This is a genomic window from Desulfovibrio sp. SGI.102 (assembly GCF_050314315.1).
In the GTDB taxonomy this organism is placed as follows: domain Bacteria; phylum Desulfobacterota; class Desulfovibrionia; order Desulfovibrionales; family Desulfovibrionaceae; genus Desulfovibrio.
On record NZ_JBNPNC010000028.1, the window covers coordinates 14,042 to 34,412 of the forward strand.

At 65.2% G+C, this 20,371-nt stretch carries 17 protein-coding genes and 1 tRNA gene; 16 read left to right on the forward strand and 2 right to left on the reverse strand.

Annotated elements, in window-relative coordinates; genetic code table 11:
• Positions 1-105 precede the first annotated feature (105 nt).
• Positions 106-1,287, forward strand: coding sequence for a 12,18-didecarboxysiroheme deacetylase (ahbC, locus tag ACQRCJ_RS07610; RefSeq protein WP_168934661.1), 1,182 nt, complete (start codon positions 106-108; stop codon positions 1,285-1,287).
• 108 nt (positions 1,288-1,395) lie between these two features.
• On the opposite strand, the gene ACQRCJ_RS07615 is transcribed toward ahbC, so the two are convergent.
• Complete coding sequence (locus ACQRCJ_RS07615) at positions 1,396-1,776, reverse strand: diacylglycerol kinase (protein WP_303933401.1); 381 nt, start codon at positions 1,774-1,776, stop codon at positions 1,396-1,398.
• A gap of 254 nt (positions 1,777-2,030) precedes the next feature.
• Between ACQRCJ_RS07615 and hemB the strand changes: the two genes are divergently transcribed.
• The 9 genes from hemB (at position 2,031) to ACQRCJ_RS07660 (ending at position 12,737) form a co-directional block, all read left to right on the forward strand.
• Entirely contained in the window at positions 2,031-3,020 is a 990-nt protein-coding gene (hemB, locus tag ACQRCJ_RS07620) for a porphobilinogen synthase (RefSeq protein WP_204674593.1), read from the forward strand.
• A complete protein-coding gene (gene ahbD / locus ACQRCJ_RS07625) occupies positions 3,020-4,219 on the forward strand; it encodes a heme b synthase (protein WP_204625706.1) in 1,200 nt (399 codons plus the stop codon). The genes hemB and ahbD overlap by 1 nt, the downstream gene beginning before the upstream one ends.
• A gap of 6 nt (positions 4,220-4,225) precedes the next feature.
• Positions 4,226-4,723, forward strand: coding sequence for an AsnC family transcriptional regulator (locus ACQRCJ_RS07630; RefSeq protein ID WP_168934665.1), 498 nt, complete (start codon positions 4,226-4,228; stop codon positions 4,721-4,723).
• A 334-nt stretch (positions 4,724-5,057) separates the two neighbouring features.
• Positions 5,058-7,211 carry a polyphosphate kinase 1 gene (ppk1, locus tag ACQRCJ_RS07635; RefSeq protein ID WP_321031745.1) on the forward strand — a complete coding sequence of 718 codons (2,154 nt, stop codon included), beginning with the start codon at positions 5,058-5,060 and terminating at the stop codon, positions 7,209-7,211.
• A gap of 18 nt (positions 7,212-7,229) precedes the next feature.
• On the forward strand, positions 7,230-8,333 hold the full coding sequence (locus tag ACQRCJ_RS07640; protein WP_427799584.1) for an HD domain-containing protein: 1,104 nt from the start codon (positions 7,230-7,232) through the stop codon (positions 8,331-8,333).
• The gene (locus ACQRCJ_RS07645; protein ID WP_168934668.1) at positions 8,318-9,931 is read left to right on the forward strand and encodes a Ppx/GppA phosphatase family protein; all 1,614 of its coding nucleotides are present in this window, start codon (positions 8,318-8,320) and stop codon (positions 9,929-9,931) included. Before ACQRCJ_RS07640 ends, ACQRCJ_RS07645 begins: the two co-directional genes overlap by 16 nt.
• A 154-nt stretch (positions 9,932-10,085) precedes the next feature.
• Positions 10,086-10,481: a TraR/DksA C4-type zinc finger protein gene (locus tag ACQRCJ_RS07650; RefSeq protein ID WP_303930717.1), complete on the forward strand. Its 396-nt coding sequence runs from the start codon at positions 10,086-10,088 to the stop codon at positions 10,479-10,481.
• 561 nt (positions 10,482-11,042) lie between these two features.
• Entirely contained in the window at positions 11,043-12,110 is a 1,068-nt protein-coding gene (locus ACQRCJ_RS07655) for a YeiH family protein (RefSeq protein ID WP_204625702.1), read from the forward strand.
• A gap of 261 nt (positions 12,111-12,371) precedes the next feature.
• The gene (locus ACQRCJ_RS07660; protein WP_303956152.1) at positions 12,372-12,737 is read left to right on the forward strand and encodes a hypothetical protein; all 366 of its coding nucleotides are present in this window, start codon (positions 12,372-12,374) and stop codon (positions 12,735-12,737) included.
• A 415-nt stretch (positions 12,738-13,152) separates the two neighbouring features.
• Here ACQRCJ_RS07660 and ACQRCJ_RS07665 read toward each other — a convergent pair.
• A tRNA-Phe gene (locus ACQRCJ_RS07665) sits at positions 13,153-13,228 on the reverse strand.
• Positions 13,229-13,445: 217 nt separating this feature from the next.
• Here ACQRCJ_RS07665 and ACQRCJ_RS07670 point away from each other — a divergent pair.
• The 6 genes from ACQRCJ_RS07670 to ACQRCJ_RS07695 form a co-directional block, all read left to right on the forward strand.
• Positions 13,446-14,813, forward strand: a complete 1,368-nt coding sequence (locus tag ACQRCJ_RS07670) for a chloride channel protein (protein WP_427799585.1) — start codon at positions 13,446-13,448, stop codon at positions 14,811-14,813.
• Positions 14,810-15,451 (forward strand): hypothetical protein, encoded by a 642-nt coding sequence (locus ACQRCJ_RS07675; RefSeq protein ID WP_297137303.1) that lies wholly within the window; start codon positions 14,810-14,812, stop codon positions 15,449-15,451. The genes ACQRCJ_RS07670 and ACQRCJ_RS07675 overlap by 4 nt, the downstream gene beginning before the upstream one ends.
• 97 nt (positions 15,452-15,548) lie before the next feature.
• On the forward strand, positions 15,549-16,814 hold the full coding sequence (locus ACQRCJ_RS07680; protein WP_072335280.1) for a phenylacetate--CoA ligase family protein: 1,266 nt from the start codon (positions 15,549-15,551) through the stop codon (positions 16,812-16,814).
• Between the two features lie 84 nt (positions 16,815-16,898).
• Positions 16,899-17,294 carry a hypothetical protein gene (locus ACQRCJ_RS07685; protein ID WP_204625698.1) on the forward strand — a complete coding sequence of 132 codons (396 nt, stop codon included), beginning with the start codon at positions 16,899-16,901 and terminating at the stop codon, positions 17,292-17,294.
• 274 nt (positions 17,295-17,568) lie between these two features.
• Complete coding sequence (locus ACQRCJ_RS07690) at positions 17,569-17,925, forward strand: EF-hand domain-containing protein (RefSeq protein WP_303879857.1); 357 nt, start codon at positions 17,569-17,571, stop codon at positions 17,923-17,925.
• 452 nt (positions 17,926-18,377) lie between these two features.
• Positions 18,378-20,371 (forward strand): YgiQ family radical SAM protein (locus tag ACQRCJ_RS07695; protein WP_427799586.1); only part of this gene is annotated, 1,994 nt, incomplete at its 3' end.

The following is a 20,371-nucleotide window of genomic DNA, read 5'->3' on the forward strand; positions in this document are numbered from 1 at the left end:
CACTCAGGCCGGGCGTTCCTCCGGGCTTCCCCGCGCCATACCCCCCGCCCCGTGTCCGCTATCCCGGCGGGGCACAAACGGCGACTCGCTGTAAAGGATCGTACGATGATCGGTATTTCCAAATTGTATTGCGGTCAGGTGGAGCCCTCCGACGCCCTGCGTTACGGCCGTGAATCCGGCAACCTGCCCTCGCACCTGCTCCAGTTCTCCAAGGACAAGAAGCCCGTGGTGGTCTGGAACATGACCAAGCGCTGCAACCTGAAGTGCGTGCACTGCTACGCCCAGGCCGTGCCCGTGGACGGCGCCGACGACATCAGCACCGAACAGGCCAAGACCATGATCGACGACCTGGCCGCCTACGGCGCGCCGGTCATGCTCTTCTCGGGCGGCGAGCCCCTGGTGCGCAAGGACCTGGTGGAACTGGCCAGCCATGCCACCTCCAAGGGCATGCGCGCCGTCATCTCCACCAACGGCACCCTCATCACCAAGGAAAAGGCCCGTGAACTCAAGGGCGTGGGCCTCTCCTATGTGGGCATCTCCCTGGACGGCATGGAAGAAGTGCACGACCGTTTCCGCGGCGTGCCCGGTGCCTTCCGCAAGGCCCTGGAAGGCGTGGCCAACTGCCAGGCCGAAGGCCTGAAGGTGGGCCTGCGCTTCACCATCAACAAGCGTAACGTGGGCGAGATCCCCGGCATCTTCCGCCTGCTGGCCGACCTGGAAGTGCCCCGCGCCTGTTTCTACCACCTGGTGTACTCGGGCCGCGGTTCCGAGCTCATCAAGGAAGACCTGGATCACGCCGAGACCCGTCAGGTGCTGGACCTCATCATGGACGAGACCCGCGCCCTGTTCGACGCCGGCAAGCCCAAAGAGATCCTCACCGTGGACAACCACGCCGACGGCCCCTATGTGTGGATGCGCATGAAGCGTGAAGATCCCAAGCGCGCCGAAGAGATCTTCGAGCTCCTGCAGTACAACGAAGGCAACAACTCCGGCCGCGGCATCGGCTGCATCTCCTGGGACGGCAAGGTGCATGCCGACCAGTTCTGGCGCAACCACACCTTCGGCAACGTGCTGGAGCGCCCCTTCTCCGAGATCTGGGACGACCCCAACATCGAGCTGCTGCACAAGCTCAAGGACAAGAAGGCCCATGTGGGCGGCCGCTGTGCCAAGTGCCGCTTCCTGAACATCTGCGGCGGCAACTTCCGCGCCCGTGCCGAAGCCTACTACGGCGACGAATGGGCCCAGGACCCCGCCTGCTACCTCACTGACGAAGAGATCGGCCTGTAGGCCGTCTGGCAACAAAAGAAAAGATCCCGGGATATTGCAATCCCGGGATCTTTTCTTTTCAGTACATGGATGCCTCGTCAGCTGTCCTGCATCTGGAGCTCATCAAGCCTACAGACGACCTAACAAATAGCCGCCCCAGACGGCAGCCAGGAAAAGCTGGGCCGTGAATTGGGCGGCGCTCCCCATATCCTTGGCCTTCTTGGCCAGCGGATGCCATTCCAGCGAAATACGGTCCACCACGTTCTCGATAGCGCTGTTGAGCAGTTCCACCAGCAGGCAAAGCACCAGCGGCACGGCCAGCAGGACGGATTCCGCCCAGTCCCGCCCCAGCCGGCAGGCCAGGGGCAGACCGATCACGGCCAGCAGGCATATCTGCCGGAAAGCCTCCTCGTCCTGCCAGGCGGCTTTGTAGCCGGCCAGAGAATACCGCGTGGCATTCAGCAGGCGGACCAGTCCCCTCTTTCCCTTCAATTCATTGCGAGCATCCATACACACCCCCATTCACAGCTTTGCCGACCCGCCTTGCATGCCTGCAATCACAGTGGTGCCCGGCGGCTTTTCCCTTGTGGCGTTTTGCGCTATGGTGGCCTTCTCATCGGAAGGCCCCGTGCCCTGCCGCCCGACGGCATCAGGACGCAGGCTTTTCCGGGCGCCGGTCTTTCCCGCGATCCCGCCGGGCCGGGGACGAACCGTCGCCGTCCTCCCCAAACACAACCGCGGCATTGCCGCATCGAGGTAGAACCATGTCCCAATCCTTCCATCGCGGCAGACGTTTGCGCTGGACCCCCGAAATCCGCAGCATGGTGCGCGAGACCCCGCCCCTGCTGGCCGAAGACCTCATCATGCCCTACTTTGTGGTGGAGACCGAAGACCAGTCCTTCCGCAAGGAGATCGGCGCCATGCCCGGCCAGTACCAGCTGTCGCTGACCGAGCTGGAAAAGCAGGTGGAAAAGGCCGTGGATGACGGCCTGAAGTCCGTGATCCTCTTCGGCATCCCGGCCGTGAAGGACGAAAAGGCCAGCGGCGCCTATGCCGAAGACGGCATCGTACAGGAAGCCGTGCGTCGCCTCAAGCATCGCTGGCCCTCGCTCTACGTCATCACCGACGTGTGCCTGTGCGAATACATGAGCCACGGCCACTGCGGCATCCTGACCCCCGGCGGTGCGGTGCTCAATGACCCCACCCTGGAGCTGCTGGCCAAGACCGCCGTGAGCCATGCCGCCGCCGGTGCCGACATGGTGGCGCCCTCCGACATGATGGACGGCCGCGTGGCCGCCATCCGTCACGCCCTGGACGAATCCGGCCTGGTCATGGTGCCCATCATGTCCTATGCCGTGAAATACGCCTCGGCCTTCTACGGCCCCTTCCGCGAGGCCGCCGAATCCGCCCCGGCCTGCGGCGACCGCAAGAGCTACCAGATGGATCCCTGCAACGCCCGTGAAGCCATCATCGAAGCCCTGGCCGACCTGGACGAAGGCGCCGACTGCCTCATCGTCAAGCCCGCCGGTCCCTACATGGACATCATCCGCCAGGTGCGCGACGCCGTGGACGTGCCCCTGTGCGCCTATCAGGTGAGCGGTGAATACAGCATGATCCGCGCCGCCGGCCTCAACGGCTGGATCAACGAAGAAGCCGTGATGATGGAAAGCCTGCTGGGCATGAAGCGCGCCGGCGCCAAGATGCTCATCACCTACTTCACCGAGACCCTGCTCAAGCAAAGGCTGGTGCGCTGATGCATGACGAGAAGCACATGCCGGGCCATCCCGGCGGCATGGGGGGACACCCCGGCGGCCATCCCGGTGCCGCGGGCGCCCATCCCGGCGGTCATCCCGGGGGCGCGCCCGGCCACAAGATGGTGCGCACCCTTGAGGACGGCACGCCCGCCTGCAAGCTCATCGCCTGGGAAGTGACCCGCTCCTGTAACCTGGCCTGCAAGCACTGCCGCGCCGAGGCCCACCCGGAACCCTATCCGGGCGAGTTCTCCACCGAAGAGGCCAAGGCCCTCATCGACACCTTCCCCCAGGTGGGCAACCCCATCATCATCTTCACCGGCGGCGATCCCATGATGCGCCCCGATGTCTATGAACTGGTGGCCTATGCCCACAACAAGGGGCTGACCTGCGCCTTCTCGCCCAACGGCACCCTGATCACGCCCGAACTGGCCCGCAAGATCAAGGAAGCCGGCGTCAACCGCTGCTCCATCTCCATCGATGGCGCCGACGCCGCCAGCCACGACGAGTTCCGCGGCGTGCCCGGGGCCTTCGAAGCCTCCATGCGCGGCATCGAATACCTTAAACAGGCCGGGGTGCCCTTCCAGATCAACACCACGGTCACGCGCAACAACCTGCACAGCTTCAAGGACATCTTCAATCTGTGCGAGCGCATCGGCGCGGCCGCCTGGCACATCTTCCTGCTGGTGCCCATGGGCCGGGCCTCCGGCCTGGCCGACCAGGTCATCAGCGCCGAGGAATACGAGGACGTGCTGCACTGGCTCTACGACTTCCGCAAGACCACCAGCATGCACCTCAAGGCCACCTGCGCGCCGCACTACTACCGCATCATGCGCCAGCGCGCCCATGAGGAAGGCGTGGCCGTCACGCCCGAGACCTTCGGCATGGACGCCATGACCCGCGGCTGTCTGGGCGGCACGGGCTTCTGCTTCATCAGCCATACCGGCCAGGTGCAGCCCTGCGGCTATCTGGAACTGAACTGCGGCAACGTGCGCGAGACGCCCTTCCCCGAGATCTGGCGCAACAGCAAGTACTTCCGCCAGTTCCGCGACCAGAAGTGCTACGAAGGCAAGTGCGGCGTGTGCGAGTTCCACAAGGTCTGTGGCGGCTGTCGCGCCCGCGCCTGGAGCATGAACGGCAACCATATGGCCGAAGAGCCCCTGTGCACCTATCAGCCCAAGCGCGCCACGGGCGCAAAGTGAGCGAGCATGACGGACGCCCCTGAATACTGCGGTCCCCACACCACGCAGGAAGCCCTGGACGAGACCGACCGCCGCCTGCTGGACATCATCCAGACGGCCTTTCCCCTGACGCCCCGCCCCTATGCCGACCTGGGCACGCTGCTGGGCATCCCGGAGGAGGAGGCCCTGGAGCGCGTGCGCAGCCTGCGCGAGCGGCGCGTCATCCGCCGCCTGGGTGCCAACTTCCAGTCCAACAAGCTGGGATTCGTCTCCACCCTCTGCGCGGCCAAGGTGCCCGATGACAAGATGGACGACTTCGTACACGAAGTGAACGCCCGTCCCGGCATCACGCACAACTACCTGCGCGAGCACAACTACAACATCTGGTTCACGCTCATCAGTCCCTCGCGGGAAGACGAGCGCGCCACGCTGGATGACATCACGGCCCGTACGGGCATCCCCATCCTCAACCTGCCCGCCACGCGTTTGTTCAAGATCCGCGTGGACTTCCGCATGCAGGACTGAGACCCGTTCCCGATACTGAGGGGAGGCCGCAAGGCCTCCCCTTTTTTGTCTGATCCTGCCGCCGCTGCCTGCGGCCTCCGCCGCCCCTCCCCAGGGGCCCCTTGCCCCCTCTTGAGCTCCGCCAAGGCCTGTGCTAACACCTCAGACAAGTTGTTGAAAATTCGTTTCACCTTACGGGCATGCGGATTTCCTGCCGTGCACCTCCCCGGCGCTACCTGAAGGTCCGCCTGCTTTTCTTCTCTTTTTCTTTCGCGATCCTGTCCTAAAATGTCACAGGATCATCACAACCATGCGGCAGTATCCCGGGAACAGCCACGCGCACAAGGAGAGCGGCATGACCTCCCAGATAGTCCTCAAGTATCCTGAGCAACCCTGCTCGCCCGAAGACATGCAGGATCTTTCCTGCCCCAACCTTTTCCTCAACCGGGAAATCAACTGGCTGGACTTCAACGCCAAGGTTCTGGACGAGGCCCTCTCGCCCCGGCAGCCCCTGCTGGAACAGCTCAAATTCCTTGCCATCTTCTATAACAACCTCGACGAATTTTTCATGGTCCGCGTGGCCAACATCCTGCGCCAGTACCGCAACGGCGCCCCCAACGGCTCGGCCGACCGCATCACGCCGGCCAAGCAGCTGGCCGAGATACGCCGCCGCACCCTGCTGCTGACCTCACGCGCACAGAGCCACTGGCTCAAGAACCTGGCTCCGCAATTGCTGGAAAGGGGCGTGCGCATCGTGCGCTACACCGATCTTTCGGAAAAGCAGCGCCGCTTCCTGGACGGCTATTTCCGCAACGAGATCTATCCCGTGCTCACGCCCCAGGCCATCGACCCGGGGCACCCCTTCCCCACCATCTCCACCACCTGCCTCAATTTCATCATCCAGCTGCGCAACCGCGACAACGAATCGCGCTTCGTGCGCCTGAAGTGCCCCAACAACCTCTCGCGCTTCATCTTCATCCCGCGCAACAAGGAGGCCAAGACCTACGCCTCCCTGGGCTTCGACCCCAACGTGCGCGGTGACGACATTGTGCTGCTGGAAGACCTCATGGCCCAGTATCTGGGCCTGCTCTTCCCCGGCCATACGGTGGTCAGCTCCGCCCTGTTCCGCATCACCCGCAACACCGACCTGGAGATCGAAGAGGACGAGGCCGACGACCTGCTGGAAGCCGTGCGCGACCTGGTGGAACAGCGCCGCTTCGGCGACGTGGTGCGGCTGGAGATCGCCCACAAGGCCTCGCGCGAGCTGGTGGACTTTCTGGCCCGGCGCCTGCGCCTGCAGCCCTTCCAGATCTACCGCATCAAGGGGCCCATGGGCTTTTCCGAATTCATGACCCTCTATAATGTGGACCGGCCCCAGCTCAAGACGCCCGGCATCCAGGGGCACATCTCGCGCCTGTTCCAGGAAGGCGACATGTTCGGCCACCTGCGCAAGCGGGACGTGGTGCTCTTCCATCCCTACGACAGCTTCAAGGCCGTGCTGGACTTCATCCGCCGCGCCTGCGAGGATCCCAACGTCCTGGCCATCAAGCAGACCCTGTACCGTGCGGGCAACGATTCGCCCATCGTGCGCGCCCTCATCGAGGCCCGGCGCCGCGGCAAACAGGTGGTGGCCGTGGTGGAGCTCAAGGCCCGCTTCGACGAGGAACGCAACATCACCTGGGCCGAAGAGCTGGAAAAGGAAGGCGTCAACGTGGTCTACGGCTTCATCGGCCTGAAGGTGCACGCCAAGCTCTGCCTGGTGGTGCGCCGCGAAGCCGGGCACATCACGCGCTATGTCCACATCGGCACGGGCAACTACAATGCCTCCACGGCCAAGATCTACACGGACATGGGCCTCATCACCTCCAATGAGGACATCTGCGCCGACGTCACCGACCTGTTCAACGTCATGACCGGCTATGCGGACCGCGACCTGTACCGCAAGCTGCTGGTCTCGCCCCAGGCCATGCGCGGCCCGCTCATGGAGATGATCCGCCGCGAGATCGAGCTGCACAAGCGCTACGGCAACGGCGAGATCATCTTCAAGTGCAACCAGCTGGTGGATGCGGGCATCATCCGCGCCCTGTACCGGGCCTCCATGGCCGGTGTGCGCGTGCGTTTGCAGGTGCGCGGCATCTGCTGCCTGCGCCCCGGCCTGCCGGGCATCAGCGAGAACATCACGGTCACCAGCATCGTGGGCCGCTTCCTGGAGCATTCGCGCATCTACTGGTTCCATGCCAACGGCGAAGACATCATGTACATCGGCAGCGCGGACCTCATGCCGCGCAACCTCGACCACCGCATCGAGGTCCTGACCCCCATCCTCGATCCCGAACTGCGCCGCAAGATCCGCGAGGACATCCTCGAAGTCCACCTGGCGGACAACGTCCAGACATGGCAGCTGCAGGCCGATGCCACCTATACGCGGCTCAAGCCCTCCAGCAAGGAGGCTGCCGTCAACGCGCAGGAACGCATGATCGCCCAACATATCAGCAGGGACGATATCTGATCCCAAGGAGCTTTCATCATGGCTACCAAAAAACGCCCCGCCGGCAAGACCGGCAGCAGCACCAGCCGCAGCCGGCAGCAACGCCAGGGACAGAGCTCTACCACCACCGCCGCCGCTCCCCGCAACGACAGCGCCGAACTTCTCCAGGCTTCCCTGCCCGGCACGGACACGCCGCAGCCCGCTCCCGAAGCCGCCGAAGCGCCTGCCGTGACGCCGGTCGTCGCGGAAGAGGCTGCCCCGGAGCAGCCGAAGGAGTGCGCGGCCGCTGCCCCCGAAGTGCAGGCAGGCTGCCCTGAAGAAACGATGAAGGAGGAAGCGGTCCCCGCCGAAGAGCCCGAACGGGCTCCGGCCGAAGCGCCCGTGACGGCGCAGGAAGCTCCGGCGCCGGACGCCGGAGCGGAGCAGGAAGCCGCAACTCCCCAAAAGAAAGCCAGGAAAAAGGACAAGGAAGAAAAGAAGGCCAAGACGGGCAAGAAGCGCGTCAAGGTCGCCGGTCCCGAAACGGCCGATGCCGCCCACGACTGGACGCCCCTGCCCTGCGAGGCCCTGCTGGAGCATCTGCTGCCGGGCAGCCCCGAGCTGGAGGCCACCCGCCGTCACGGCCAGCATGTGGCCCATCTGGCGGAACAGCTCTTCGACCAGCTCCAGCCCCTGCACGGTCTGGACGGCCGCTGGCTCTACCGCCTGCGCATCGCCTGCTGCCTGCATGACATCGGCTTCGCTTCCGGGCGCAAGGGCCACCACAAAAAGGGCATGCGCATCGTGGAGCAGGACACCAGCCTGGCCCTGCTGCCCGAAGACCGCTCCCTGGTGGCCCAGCTGGTCCGTTATCACCGCAAGGCCTGGCCCGCCATGCGCCACCGCCGTTTCGCCGCCCTGGGCAAGAAGAACCGTGAGGCCCTGAACAAGGCCGCGGCCCTCATCCGCATGGCCGATGCCCTGGATTACCGCCACATGGAAGCCGTGCGCGACGTGGCCATCGACCTGCAGCCCGGCAAGGTGGTGCTGACCCTGAGCGGCGCCCAGGACTGCGCCCCCGAGCAGGACCGCCTGCTGGTCAAGGGCGATCTGTTCATGCACATCTTTGGCGTGGAGCTGGAGTGCGTATGTCCCATCCTGTAGTCCCGGATCAGGCGGGGCCTGACGGGGAACGCGTCATCGGCATCATCGACCTGGGCAGCAACTCGCTGCGCCTGATGCTGGTGCGCATCCTGCCCGACGGCTCGCACACGGTCCTCAACCAGGTCAAGAACATGGTGCGCCTGGGCGAAGGCGCCTTCGAGACGGGACATCTGCGTGAAGAGAGCATGGCCCGGACCATCAACGTCCTGCGCGGCATGGCCGAGATGTGCGGCGTCTACGGCGCCTCGGAGGTCATCGCCATCGCCACGGCCGCCGTGCGCGACGCGGCCAACGGCCCGGACTTCATGCGCCGGGTCAAGGAGAAGACCGGCATCGACTTCCGCGTGGTCTCCGGCCGCGAAGAGGCCCGCCTCATCTATCTGGGCGTCTCCAGCGGTCTGGCCCATACCGAGAGCCTGCGCCTGTTCATCGACATCGGCGGCGGCAGTACCGAGCTGGTGGTGGGCAATTCCGAGGAATACCGCAACCTCGACTCCCTCAAGATGGGCTGCGTGCGCCTGTCCAACCTCTTCTTCGACAAGGACTCCGGCACCATCTCCGCCAAGCGCTACGCCGCCCTGCAGAACTACATCCGCAACAATGCCCTGCGCTCGTTCCAGCGCATCGCGGACTTCGTCATCGAAGAGGCCGTGGCCAGCTCCGGTACGGCCCAGAACCTGGCCGAGATCGCCGCGGCCCTGGATGCCGAGGACGCCGCGCGCACGGGCCGGGCCCCGCAGGAATCCCGCGACGTGCTCAGCTACGGCGGCCTGCGCCGGGCCGTCAAGGAGCTCTGCGGCCGCACCCTCAAGGAACGCCGCAGCGTGCCCGGCATCAATCCCAACCGTGCCGACGTCATCGTGGCCGGTGCGGCCATCCTCCAGACCATCATGGAGGACCAGGGCTTCGACAGCGTGCGCATCAGCAACCGCAACCTGCAGAACGGCATCCTGGTGGATTACCTGTCCACCCGCATGCCCCATGCCGACGGCAGCTTCCATCCCGTACGCAAGGAGAGCGTGCTGCATCTGGCGCGGCGCTGCCGCTTCGAGGAACGCCACTCCCGCCATGTGTCGCGCCTGGCCCTGGACCTGTTCGACAGCGCCAAGGCCATGGGCCTGCACGACTCCGGCGACCTGGCCCGCGAGCTGCTGCACTATGCGGCCCTGCTGCACGACATCGGCATCTTCATCTCCTTCTCGCGCCACAACGCCCACAGCCACTACCTGATCCGCAACACCGAGCTGCTGGGCTTCACCCGCCGTGAAGTGGACATCATGGCCGCCCTGACCTACTTCCACCGCAAGCGTCCCTCCAAGAAAGTGCCGCTGTTCATGGAATTCGACCAGGAGACCCGCGAGGAGATCCGCCTGCTCTCCCTCTTCCTGCTGCTGGCCGAGCGCATGGACAAGAGCCATCGCCAGATCGTGCGCACCGTCCGCTTCGAGGCCCGCAAGGAAGGCGGCCTGCAGCTCTCGCTGCGCGCCCCCGAGGAATGCCCCATCGAGCTGGATCTGGTGCGCGGCAGCGCCAAGCTGGTGCGCAAGGTCTTCCGGCAGGAGATCCCCGTGGAGGTGGTCAGCAGCTTCCGCCGCTGATCCCACGCATCCCGTCACACGCTATGCCAGGGGCCCCGCACGACGCGGGGCCTTTTTTTTCACAGGAGCGAACGCCAACCGTCATGGCTTTGCCATGCCCCGGGGCGCGGGCCGGTGTATCCTGCCGGGAAATCATCCCCCGGAGGTCTTGCCCATGGACGACGCCCAGCATTCCCTGCAACGCAAACTGGAACAGGAACGGCGGCACCTGGCCTGCCTGTGCGCCGGATTCGCCCTGCCCCACGGCCACGGTGACGAGGCGGACAACGCCCGCGACGAGATGGCGGAGCTGCTGGCCTGGAGCCATGCCAACCTGTGCGCGGCGCGCATCCGTGCCCTGGAGGGCCTGCTGGGCGACCTGCGGTGCAGCGGCCGCCGCCTGTGCATGGACTGCGGTGAAGAGATCCCCCTGTCCCGGCTGCTGGCCGTGCCCAGGGCCTGCCGCTGCCGCGACTGCCAGCAGCTGGCGGAAGAGGAAGGCCCGGTTTGCGACCAGCGCCCGCCCTTGCTGCCGGAAGGACTGTTGCCGCTGGCCGCTCCGCTGCGCTGAGGATTGTGCCTCACGGGACAGCACCCATCCCGCCCACGGCAGGCCCCTGGGCCTGCCGTTCCTGCAACAGCACACCAACCACCGTGAATAACTCGATTTATTGTTTGCATCTTCGTTGACGCCCCGCCAGACATTTGGGCGCGGGCGTATCGTCGCCCCAAAAATCTCAAAAAATATTTTTTACCATATCGACAGGCTCTGCCATTGTGGCGAGCCCCCGCCCTATTGCAGCAACGCCTTGCCATGTCGTTCCTGCGACCCTTTTCTTCGTGTTCCCCCGATCGCTCACCTTTCATGACTGCCATGGATACCGCATATGCGTCCATACTTATTTTATTATGAAAAAAAGAGTTCTCATAATACGTTACTTATGAAAAAATGCACATACTTTTGAATATATTCCTTCAAAATAAGACGTGAATAAAATCATATCATATTATGTTGTGAATTATAGTTTTTTATTTTTTCTGCATATAAAACACAAATACCATGGTATCTTGAGAAGAATAGGAGTGTATTACGTTTTGTAAAAGTATGTAACGACACAATGAGGGGAGAACGATGGCCAGCTGTGAACGACACGAACCGTCCTTTGTCCGGAAAAGCCTTTCCGCCCTGCCCGGTATCCTTCTGCTGACAGGCGTCGCCGTTTTTTCGTGGTTCATAACGCCGCGCCTCATCGCCCTGCATCCCTTCATGAAGTCCCTCAACCTGAGCGATTTCATCGTGGCCATCATCCTGGGCATGGTCATCTGCAATACCGTCGGTGTGCACGCCGTCTTCCGGGACGGCCTGCGCTTCTCCACTACCCTGACCAAGACCGGCATCGTGGTCATGGGCTGCAAATATTCTTTCGCCGGGCTCATCAAGACCGGATCGGAAGCCATCATCATCATTTCCGTCTTTCTGTTCACCTCCGCCATCATCCTGATGTGGCTCTCCCGCCGCCTCAGCATGTCGCCTTCCCTGGGGGCCTGTCTGGCCGCCGGCCTGTCCATCTGCGGGGTCTCGGCCTGTGTGGCCATCGCCCCGGCCGTCAGGGCCAAGAATGAAGACATCGCCTACACCATCGCCGTGGTGCTCATGTTCGGCCTGCTGGCGCTCTTCATCTTCCCCTTCATCGGCCACTGGCTCGACCTCAGCCCCAACCAGTTCGGGGCCTTCGCCGGTGTGGGCATCGTCAATTCGGCCCAGGTGCTGGCCGCGGGCTTCGCCTTCAGCAATGACGCGGGCATCGTAGCCGGTGTGTACAACATCGGCCGCGTCATCTGTCTGCCCCTGGTGGTGCTGATGCTGGCCATCATGGTGGCCGCCGAGGACGCCAAGGTGCATTCCCAGCTGGCCAATACCAGCAAGATGCGCATCATCCTCGACAAGTTCCCGGTCTTCGTGCTGGGCTTCCTGGCCGTGGTCCTGCTGAACACCTTCGGCTTCATGAGCAAGGAAGAAGCCAAAATGGCCGGCAACTTCATGAACTGGTGCTTCCTGCTGGGCTTCTCCAGCATCGGCCTCACCACCCACCTCAGCGACATCAAGGCCGCGGGCCTTTCCGGTGCGCTCATCGGCTTCTGCGTGGCCTCGGTCAAGGCAGGCCTGGCCCTGCTGGTGGTCCTTTGCTTCCTGCAATGACGGACAGGCGTTGCAAGGGCCTGACGGGATGCACGCAAGGCCCCTGCGGCCCTTCCCGGCGCGTTCGATGACCGGACGGCATCATCCCCGGACGGAAGGCAACTTCCGATGCCGCCTGACGGAAAACCACAAAAACAGAAGGGACGGCTACGACATGCCCCCGGAGGACATCATGTGGAACAAGATCTCCAAAAGCAGACAACAGGACATCATCGTCATCACCTGCGGCCTCCTGCTGATCCTGCTGGCCAAGGTGCTGGCATGATCTGCTGTCTGGCTTCCGCCGCCTGCCCCCTGCGCGACACGGCCGCCCCGCTGGCCGCCTGTGGCGGACGGGAAGGCATCCGTGCCGTCTATGATGCCGGTATCGACCTCAGCCATTACGGCGAGGTGGATCAGCTGGCGCCCGCCGGAGCCATGGCGGAGTTCACGGCCTATGTGCGCCGCCAGAGCGAGGAGGAAGCGGAAGCGGCCTTCGCGCCGCTGCGGCAGGCCGCCCGCAGCCGGGGCGTAGAAATGCGCCTGCATGTGGTCTACGGCCCCAGTGCCGTACGCGATCTGCTGCGCCGCTGGGGGGAAGAAGAGACCGTGCGGGTCTTTGGCGGGGAAGGCATGTCCCTTGCCTGACTCCCGGCTGCGAGCCGGGCCATGCCCCAAAGACCTGCCACAGGGAGCGGGAAGGAGCGGAGGTTTCCTTCCCGCTTTTTCCCTTGCGAGAAGGCCGTGACAGAGGACACGCGGCAACGGTGCAAGGGAGCGGGGCATGATTATCCGGATATGCGGCACGCGGCGTGCTGCTCCGGGGCGCAGCCCGTACGGATGAAGGCCCGTATGGGTATCAGGAAGCCACCGGTAACGCCGGGGACAATCCCGCGAACCGGGACAAAGACAGGACGAAGGAAAAAGCGGGGAAAGAAGGAGGAAGAGCGGGAAGGCCCGCCCGATGGAAGCGCCCCCGGGCGGCTGCCCGCAAACGCGCGTCCAGCAAAAGCCCATAACGAAAAAAAGGCTTGCAACTTTCGCTGCAAGCCTTTGGATTCCCTGGTGCCGAGGGACAGAATTGAACTGCCGACACGGGGATTTTCAGTCCCCTGCTCTACCAACTGAGCTACCTCGGCGTGAGGTGGTGTTGTTCGTCACAACAAAAATGCTTGTACAGATTTCCCTCCGACTTGGCAAGCATTTTTTTCGTTTTTTGCCAAAAACTTGAATTTTTTTTGTCCAGCCCCCATACTGTTCCTGTCAGGACAGGCATTCTCCCTATATTTTCAGGCTGTTGCAGGCACATCTTTTTTTGTGCGCCCTGTCCGCGCCCCTCATCCCCACAGGATACCCATGGCCTTCCGCCCTTCTCTGCCTCCCTTCATCCTGGAATCCGCGGCCCTGCGCAGTCAGAGCGCCTGGACGCTCATGGCCCAGGCCCTGCTCACGGGCCTTGTCTCCGGCGGGGTCATCGGCCTGTTCCGCTGGCTCTATACCATCATCAATGGCGCTGTCCGCGCCCATATGGCCGGGCAGGATCCCTTCGCACCGGCCACGCTGGCCCTGATGGCCGCCGGGCTGCTGCTCATGGCCCTGACGGCCGGGCTGCTCCTGCGCTACGAGCCCCTCATCGGCGGCAGCGGCATCCCGCAGGTGGAACTCATCGCGGCCGGAAAGCTGCCGCCCATGCGCTGGGCGCGGGTGCTCTGGTACAAGTTCGTGGCCACCCTGGCCGCGCTCAGCGCCGGTCTTTCCGTGGGGCGCGAGGGCCCCTGCATCATGATGGGCGCCACCGTGGGCGCGGGCGTGGGCTATATGTGGCACGACCGCTGCCGCGCCAACCGGCCCCGCTATCTGGTGGGCGGCGGCGTTGCGGGCATGACCGCCGCCTTCGGCGCGCCTGTGGCCGGCATGTTCTTCGCCTTCGAAGAGATGAAGACCCCGCTCACCCTGCCCATGCTGCTCTTCACCAGCCTTTCGGCCCTGTCGGCCTGGTTCATGGTGGACGTGGTGCTGGACTTCGGCCTGGTCTTCCCCTTCGCCCGGCTGCCCGGCCTGCACTGGAGCCAGTACTGGCTGCCCCTGCTGGCCGGTATGTCCTGCGGCCTGCTGGGGGCCGTGTACAATGCGGGCATGATCCGCCTGTTGCTCTGGCAGGACAGGGCCCGCTGGCTGCCCGGGCCCGTGCGCATCGTCTTCCCCTTTGCCTGCTGCGGCGTGCTGCTGCTCGTCTGGCCGGAGATCACGGGCAACATGGGCCTGACCACCCTGCAGCTGGAGCACCTGCGCCTGCCCGCCCTCGCCCTGGCACTGCTGCTGGCGGGCAAGATCGCCTTTTCCTGCGTGAGCTTCGCCTCGGGGGTTTCCGGTGGCATCCTCATGCCCATCCTGCTGGCGGGCAGCATGGCCGGCGCCCTGCTGGCCGCGCCCCTGCGCGACGCCGGGCTGGTGGCCCCGGAACAGACGGCCACCCTGCTGGTGCTGGGCATGGCGGGCCTGTTCTCCGCCTCGGTACGCACCCCCCTCACCGGGGCCGCCCTGGTCATGGAGATGTGCGGCGGGTTCCATCTGGCCCCGGCCGTGCTGCTGGCCGCCTTCGCCGCGGCCTTCACGGCTAACGCCTTGCATTCGACGCCTGTTTACGACAGTCTCAAGGAACGTATCCTGGACCAGCGTCGCCGGCGCCGGGCCGCCGCTTCCCCCACCGAGGAGAGATCATGACCCGCCTGCTCCCCTGCCTCGTCCTGCTGCTGTGCTGCCTTGCGGCCTGCACGTCCCGCAACGTCCCCGACAAAGCCGGATATACGCCCGTGGCCGCGCCCTGGACATGCGCCACCTATCTGGACAGCGGCGAGAACGCCCTCACGCCCGTGCTGATACTGGACGGCTGGGCCGCCGCCCGCACACAGCAGGTGCGCCTCGGCACGGCGGGGACCGACGCCCTGCTGGATCACCTGGAAGCCTGGTGCCCCACCCATCGCGAGGAGAAGCTGGCCGACGTCATCCTGGCCTGGCGCCGCCGGCACGCCGACAGGGGCAGGATGCTGCCCGCCGTGAGCTGTGCGGGCTGGTACGCCCCGGCCACGCGGCCCATCACGGGCAACGAGCAGCAGCTGGCCCTTTCCCTCTGGCTGGCGGGCCATGCCCTGGGGCGGGCCGGTCTGGAGGTCCCTTTGCAGGACCAGCAGCGCCTCGACCGCATCTTCGCCCTGTTCGACAGCGGCGAGAGCCCCCTGCACCAGTACTGCCGCCGCAATCCCGACGCCCTCGTGCTCCACGGGCTCACGGCCGTGGGCCTGGAAGAGGCGGCGCGCCCCGCTGGTGCGGCAAAGGCGGACGCGCCTAAAAACTATAAGTAACATTTTGATATAATTGCAAAAATAAAATAGTACTTGCAAATATGGTTCAGGTTGCGTAAACAACTGTCCCAAATAAAATTCTACAAGGCGAGGCCGTATGACTCGTAAAGACCGTACCGAAGGCATCTACAGCCGCCGTGAAGTGCTCGACGAAAGCGAACGCCGTCAATATTGCCTGATCCAGCTCAAGGACCTGCTCTCCTACGCCTACCGCTACTCCGAAGACGTCAAAAAACGCTTCGACCGCGCGCAGTTCAACGTAGAGAAGTTCAAGACCCTGTCCGATATCAAGCACATCCCCATCCTCAAGAAAAAGGAACTCATCTTCCTGCAGTCCATGGGCCCGCGTCTGGGCGGTCTGCTGACCAAGGACATCGGGGATCTGAAGCGCATCTTCCTCTCCCCCGGACCCATCTTCGACCCCGAAGACCGTGGCGAAGACTACTGGGGCTACACCGAAGCCTTCTATTCCGTGGGCTTCCGTCCCGGTGATGCCGTGCAGAACACCTTCAACTATCAGCTGACCCCGGCCGGCCTGATGTTCGAAGAGCCCCTGCGCAACCTGGGCTGTGCGGTCATCCCCGCCGGTCCCACCGATGCCTCCACCCAGCTGGACATCATGCAGAAGCTGCGCGTCTCCGGCTATGTGGGCACGCCCAGCTTCCTCATGCACCTGGCCCAGAAGGCCGAGGAAAAGGGCCTGAACCTGCGCAAGGACCTCTTCCTCGAAGTGGCCTTCGTCACCGGTGAGCGCCTGTCCGAAAAGATGCGCTCCCAGATGGAAAAGAAGTACGACCTCATCATGCGCCAGGGCTACGGCACCGCCGACGTGGGCTGCATCGGCTACGAATGCTTCCACAAGACCGGCCTGCACATCGCCAACCGCTGCTATGTGGAGATCTGCCATCCCGACACCGGCATCCCGCTGAAGGACGGCGAAGTGGGCGAGATCGTGGTCACGGCCTTCAACAAGACCTATCCGCTCATCCGTCTGGCCACGGGCGACCTGTCGTACATCGACCGCAGCCCCTGCGCCTGCGGCCGTACCAGCCCGCGTCTGGGCAACATCGTGGGCCGCGTGGACACCACCGCCCGCATCATGGGCATGTTCGTCTACCCGCATCAGGTGGAACAGGTCATGAGCCGCTTCGAAGAAGTGAAGCGTTGGCAGATCGAAGTCACCAACCCCGGCGGCATCGACGAGATGACCCTGTTCATCGAGACCAGCGGCTTCAAGCGCGAGGAAGAACTGCTCCACCAGTTCCGCGAAAAGATCAAGCTGCGTCCTGAACTCAAGATCCTGGCGCCGGGCAGCCTGCCCCCGCAGATCCGTCCCATCGAGGACAAGCGTCACTGGGATTAACCCCGTCATGGAGGCCCGGCCCCTGCGCCGGGCCTTTTTGCCCTGTGCCGGTCGCTGCCCGGCTGTCCCGCAAGGAGGCTCGTCATGGAAATGTCGCCGCAACTGGCCCGTCTTGTGGCCTGGCTGGAAGAGATGCACGCCCGCGTCATGCAGGCCGAACAGGCGGCCCTGGCCGTCATGGGCGATATGCCCGCCTATACGGCCCGCATGCAGGAAAAAGCCCGCCTGCTGGCCTCGCTGGAAGAAGAAGGCGAGGCCTATCTCGAAGAGCTGCCCGAACAACTCCAGGACCAGGCCGGGCACCGTCTGCACCGTTTTTCGGCCAGCGCCCGCAACGCGCTGCGCATCGGCTCCATCTTCTATATGTCCGCCCTGCTCTATCCCGAAGACCACAAGCCCGGCCAGCCCGACGACCTGCAGGTCTTCATCCGGCGCCTGCGCGACGAGGGCGAGCACTACACCCTGCACCCGCAGGACTAGCGGACGATTTTTTCCGGGGGCAGGAGGGCTTTGGGGCTCGCGCACAAGGCCCTTTCCCCGTCCCATCCTTCCCCCAGCGCGTTTGGCCCGGAAGGACATGACCCCGGCGGCGCTCCGGCCTTTCCCTGATGCCGGTCTCCCGGTGCTGCCCCGGAGGTCTCCCCACGGAAGATTTCGGGAGGGGCGCGGCAAGGCCGCCACCTTCCCTCTGGTGAAGGCCTCCCGGCCCAGACGGCCGGAATAGCCACACCCTGAACCGACGTAAGGAGTTACCATGAACAAACGTATCCTGGGCGGCCTGCTCTGCGCCGCCATGCTCTGCGCCGCTCCCGCCCTGGCCATGCCCGGCATGGGCGAAGGCAAGGCCCCTGTGGACAAGTTCCCCATGATGGACGCCAACAAGGACGGCAGCGTCAGCAAGGAAGAATTCAAGAAGTTCTTCCCCCAGATGCAGGACGGCGCCTTTGCCGCCATCGACAAGAACAAGGACGGCGCCATCAGCCATGAGGAATGGCAGGGCTTCAGCAAGAGCCACGCCATGGGCCGCGCCGGTCATCCCGACGCCCAGATGCCTCCCGCCAATGAGGCCGCGCCCAAGACCATGCCGCTGGTCACGCCGCCTTCCAAGTAACCGTCAGGGGAGCGTCCCCGCGTCCCTGCCGGGCGCTCCCCCTTCCACGGCACCACGGTGCCGCCCTTTCGACCTTTCACCCCATCCGTGTGGCGTCCCAAGGCCGCCAAAGGAAAACCATGCCCTTCTTCCCCAAGCCCCGGCGCCGACCCGCGCCCGCCGATACCGACATCAGCACCACCGACGCCGCGCCCCGTCCTTTCCGCCCGCGTCCGGCCACCGGCACGCAGCCTGCCGACCGTCCCCGCTTCCAGCGCGAGGAACGTAACGAATTTTCTTCCCGGGACGACCGTCCCCGCCGTGAAGACCGTCCCCGTGACGGGCGCCGCCCTGCCGGGGCCTTCCCGCGCGCCGGACGCCCCGCGGACCGCCGCGATGCCCGCCCCGGCTCCCGGTCCCGCAACGAGGCGTTCCAGGACCCGTGGGTGGACGGCCAGCCCCGCTTCCTGCCCATGAGCCGCGCCGAGATGCAGGCCCTGGGCTGGAAGGAACTGGACGTGCTGCTGGTCAACGGCGACGCCTATGTGGACCACCCGGCCTTCGGGCCCGTGCTGCTGGGCCGCTGGCTGGTGGCCCACGGCTTCCGCGTGGGCATCGTGGCCCAGCCCCGCTGGCAGTCGCCCGACGACCTGCTGGTCATGGGCCGTCCCCGGCTTTTCGTGGGCGTCAGCGCGGGCGCGCTGGACTCCATGCTGGCCCACTACACGGCCTTCCGCAAAAAGCGCCACGATGATGCCTACACCCCCGGCGGCAAGGCCGGTGCGCGTCCCAACCGCGCCTGTCTGGTCTATGCCAACCTGGCCCGTCAGGCCTTCCCCGGCCTGCCGGTGATCCTGGGCGGCATCGAGGCCTCGCTGCGCCGCACCACACATTACGATTTCTGGACAGACAGCCTGCGCCGCTCCATCCTGCTGGATGCCAAGGCCGACCTGCTCATCTACGGCATGGGCGAACTGGCCATGCTGGAATGCGCCCGCCGCCTGGCCGAAGGCAAGAGCCTGCACGGTATCGACGGCACGGCCTGGCTGGCCAAGGTGGACGAGAACAACGTCCCCGTGGATCTGCCCGAAGAATGGCTCGACCTGCCGCGCATGCAGCTGCCCTCCCACGAGGCCGTGCAGGCCGAGGCCACGGAACTGCTGCGCCTGACCCAGATGCTGGAACAGCAGGTGCACCGCCAGAACGCCTGGGCCCAGCAGATGGTGGGCGACCGCGCCCTGGTGCTGGCGCCCCCGGCCCGCCCCCTGACCACGGAAGAGATGGACAAGATCTACGCCCTGCCCTACGCCCGCGCGGCCCATCCCCGCTACCGCGAGCCCATCCCGGCCGACGAGATGCTGCGCACCAGCATCACCAGCCATCGCGGCTGTGGCGGCGGCTGTTCCTTCTGCTCGCTGGCCCTGCATCAGGGGCGCCGCATCAGCTCCCGCAGCCAGGAATCCATCCTGGCCGAGGCCCGCAAGCTGGTGGCCCAGTCCCGTCGCGGCCAGGTGGCCATCTCCGACGTGGGCGGCCCCACGGCCAACATGTGGCAGGCCCATTGCGCCCTGGATGACGCCACGTCCGCCAAGGCGGAGCCCGGTGCGCGGCCTTCGTCCCGCTGCCGCCGCAGCAGCTGCTGTTACCCCACGGTCTGCAAGTCCTTCATCACCCCGCAGATGCAGCATGTGGGCCTGCTGCGCGAGGTGGCGGCCCTGCCCGGCGTGCGGCAGGTGCGCGTGGCCAGCGGCGTGCGTGCCGACCTGGCCCTCAACGATCCCGAGGCCCTGGCGGCCTATACCGGCGAATTCACCGGCGGCCAGCTCAAGGTGGCCCCGGAACACTGCGCCGCCCGCGTGCTGGACCTGATGCGCAAGCCGGGCATGGAAGTCTTCGAGGCCTTCCTCCAGAGCTTCGTGGAGCAGAGCCGTCTGGCCGGACGCGAGCAGTATGTGGTGCCCTACATGATGAGCGCCTTCCCCGGCTGTACGGACGAGGACATGCACGAGCTGGCCCGCTGGCTGCAGGAGCGTCACTGGAGCCCGCAGCAGACCCAGTGCTTCATCCCCACGCCGGGCAGCATCGCCACGGCCATGTATTACTGCGGCCGCAACGAGGACGGGGAAGAGATCTATGTGGCCCGCAGCGATGCCGACCGCCTGCGCCAGCACCGCATCCTGATGCCCGATTTCGGCCGCATGCCCGAACGCGGCGGCCATGCCGATGCCGAGGATGCGGGCGAAGGCCACCGCCGCGAGCCCCGCCGGGAAAACACCACCGAGCGCTGGCGCGACGAACGCCGCAGCGCTGACGGCCTGGCCCCCCGGAACGAGGGCCGCCGCGACTTCCGGGAAGACCGCAAGCCGCCCTTCCCCCGCTTCGATGACGAGCGGGAGGGTGCGCCCCGCCGTGATTTCCGCCATCCCGACCGCGACGGTTTCCGCAAGCCCGGCTTCCGGCAGGATGT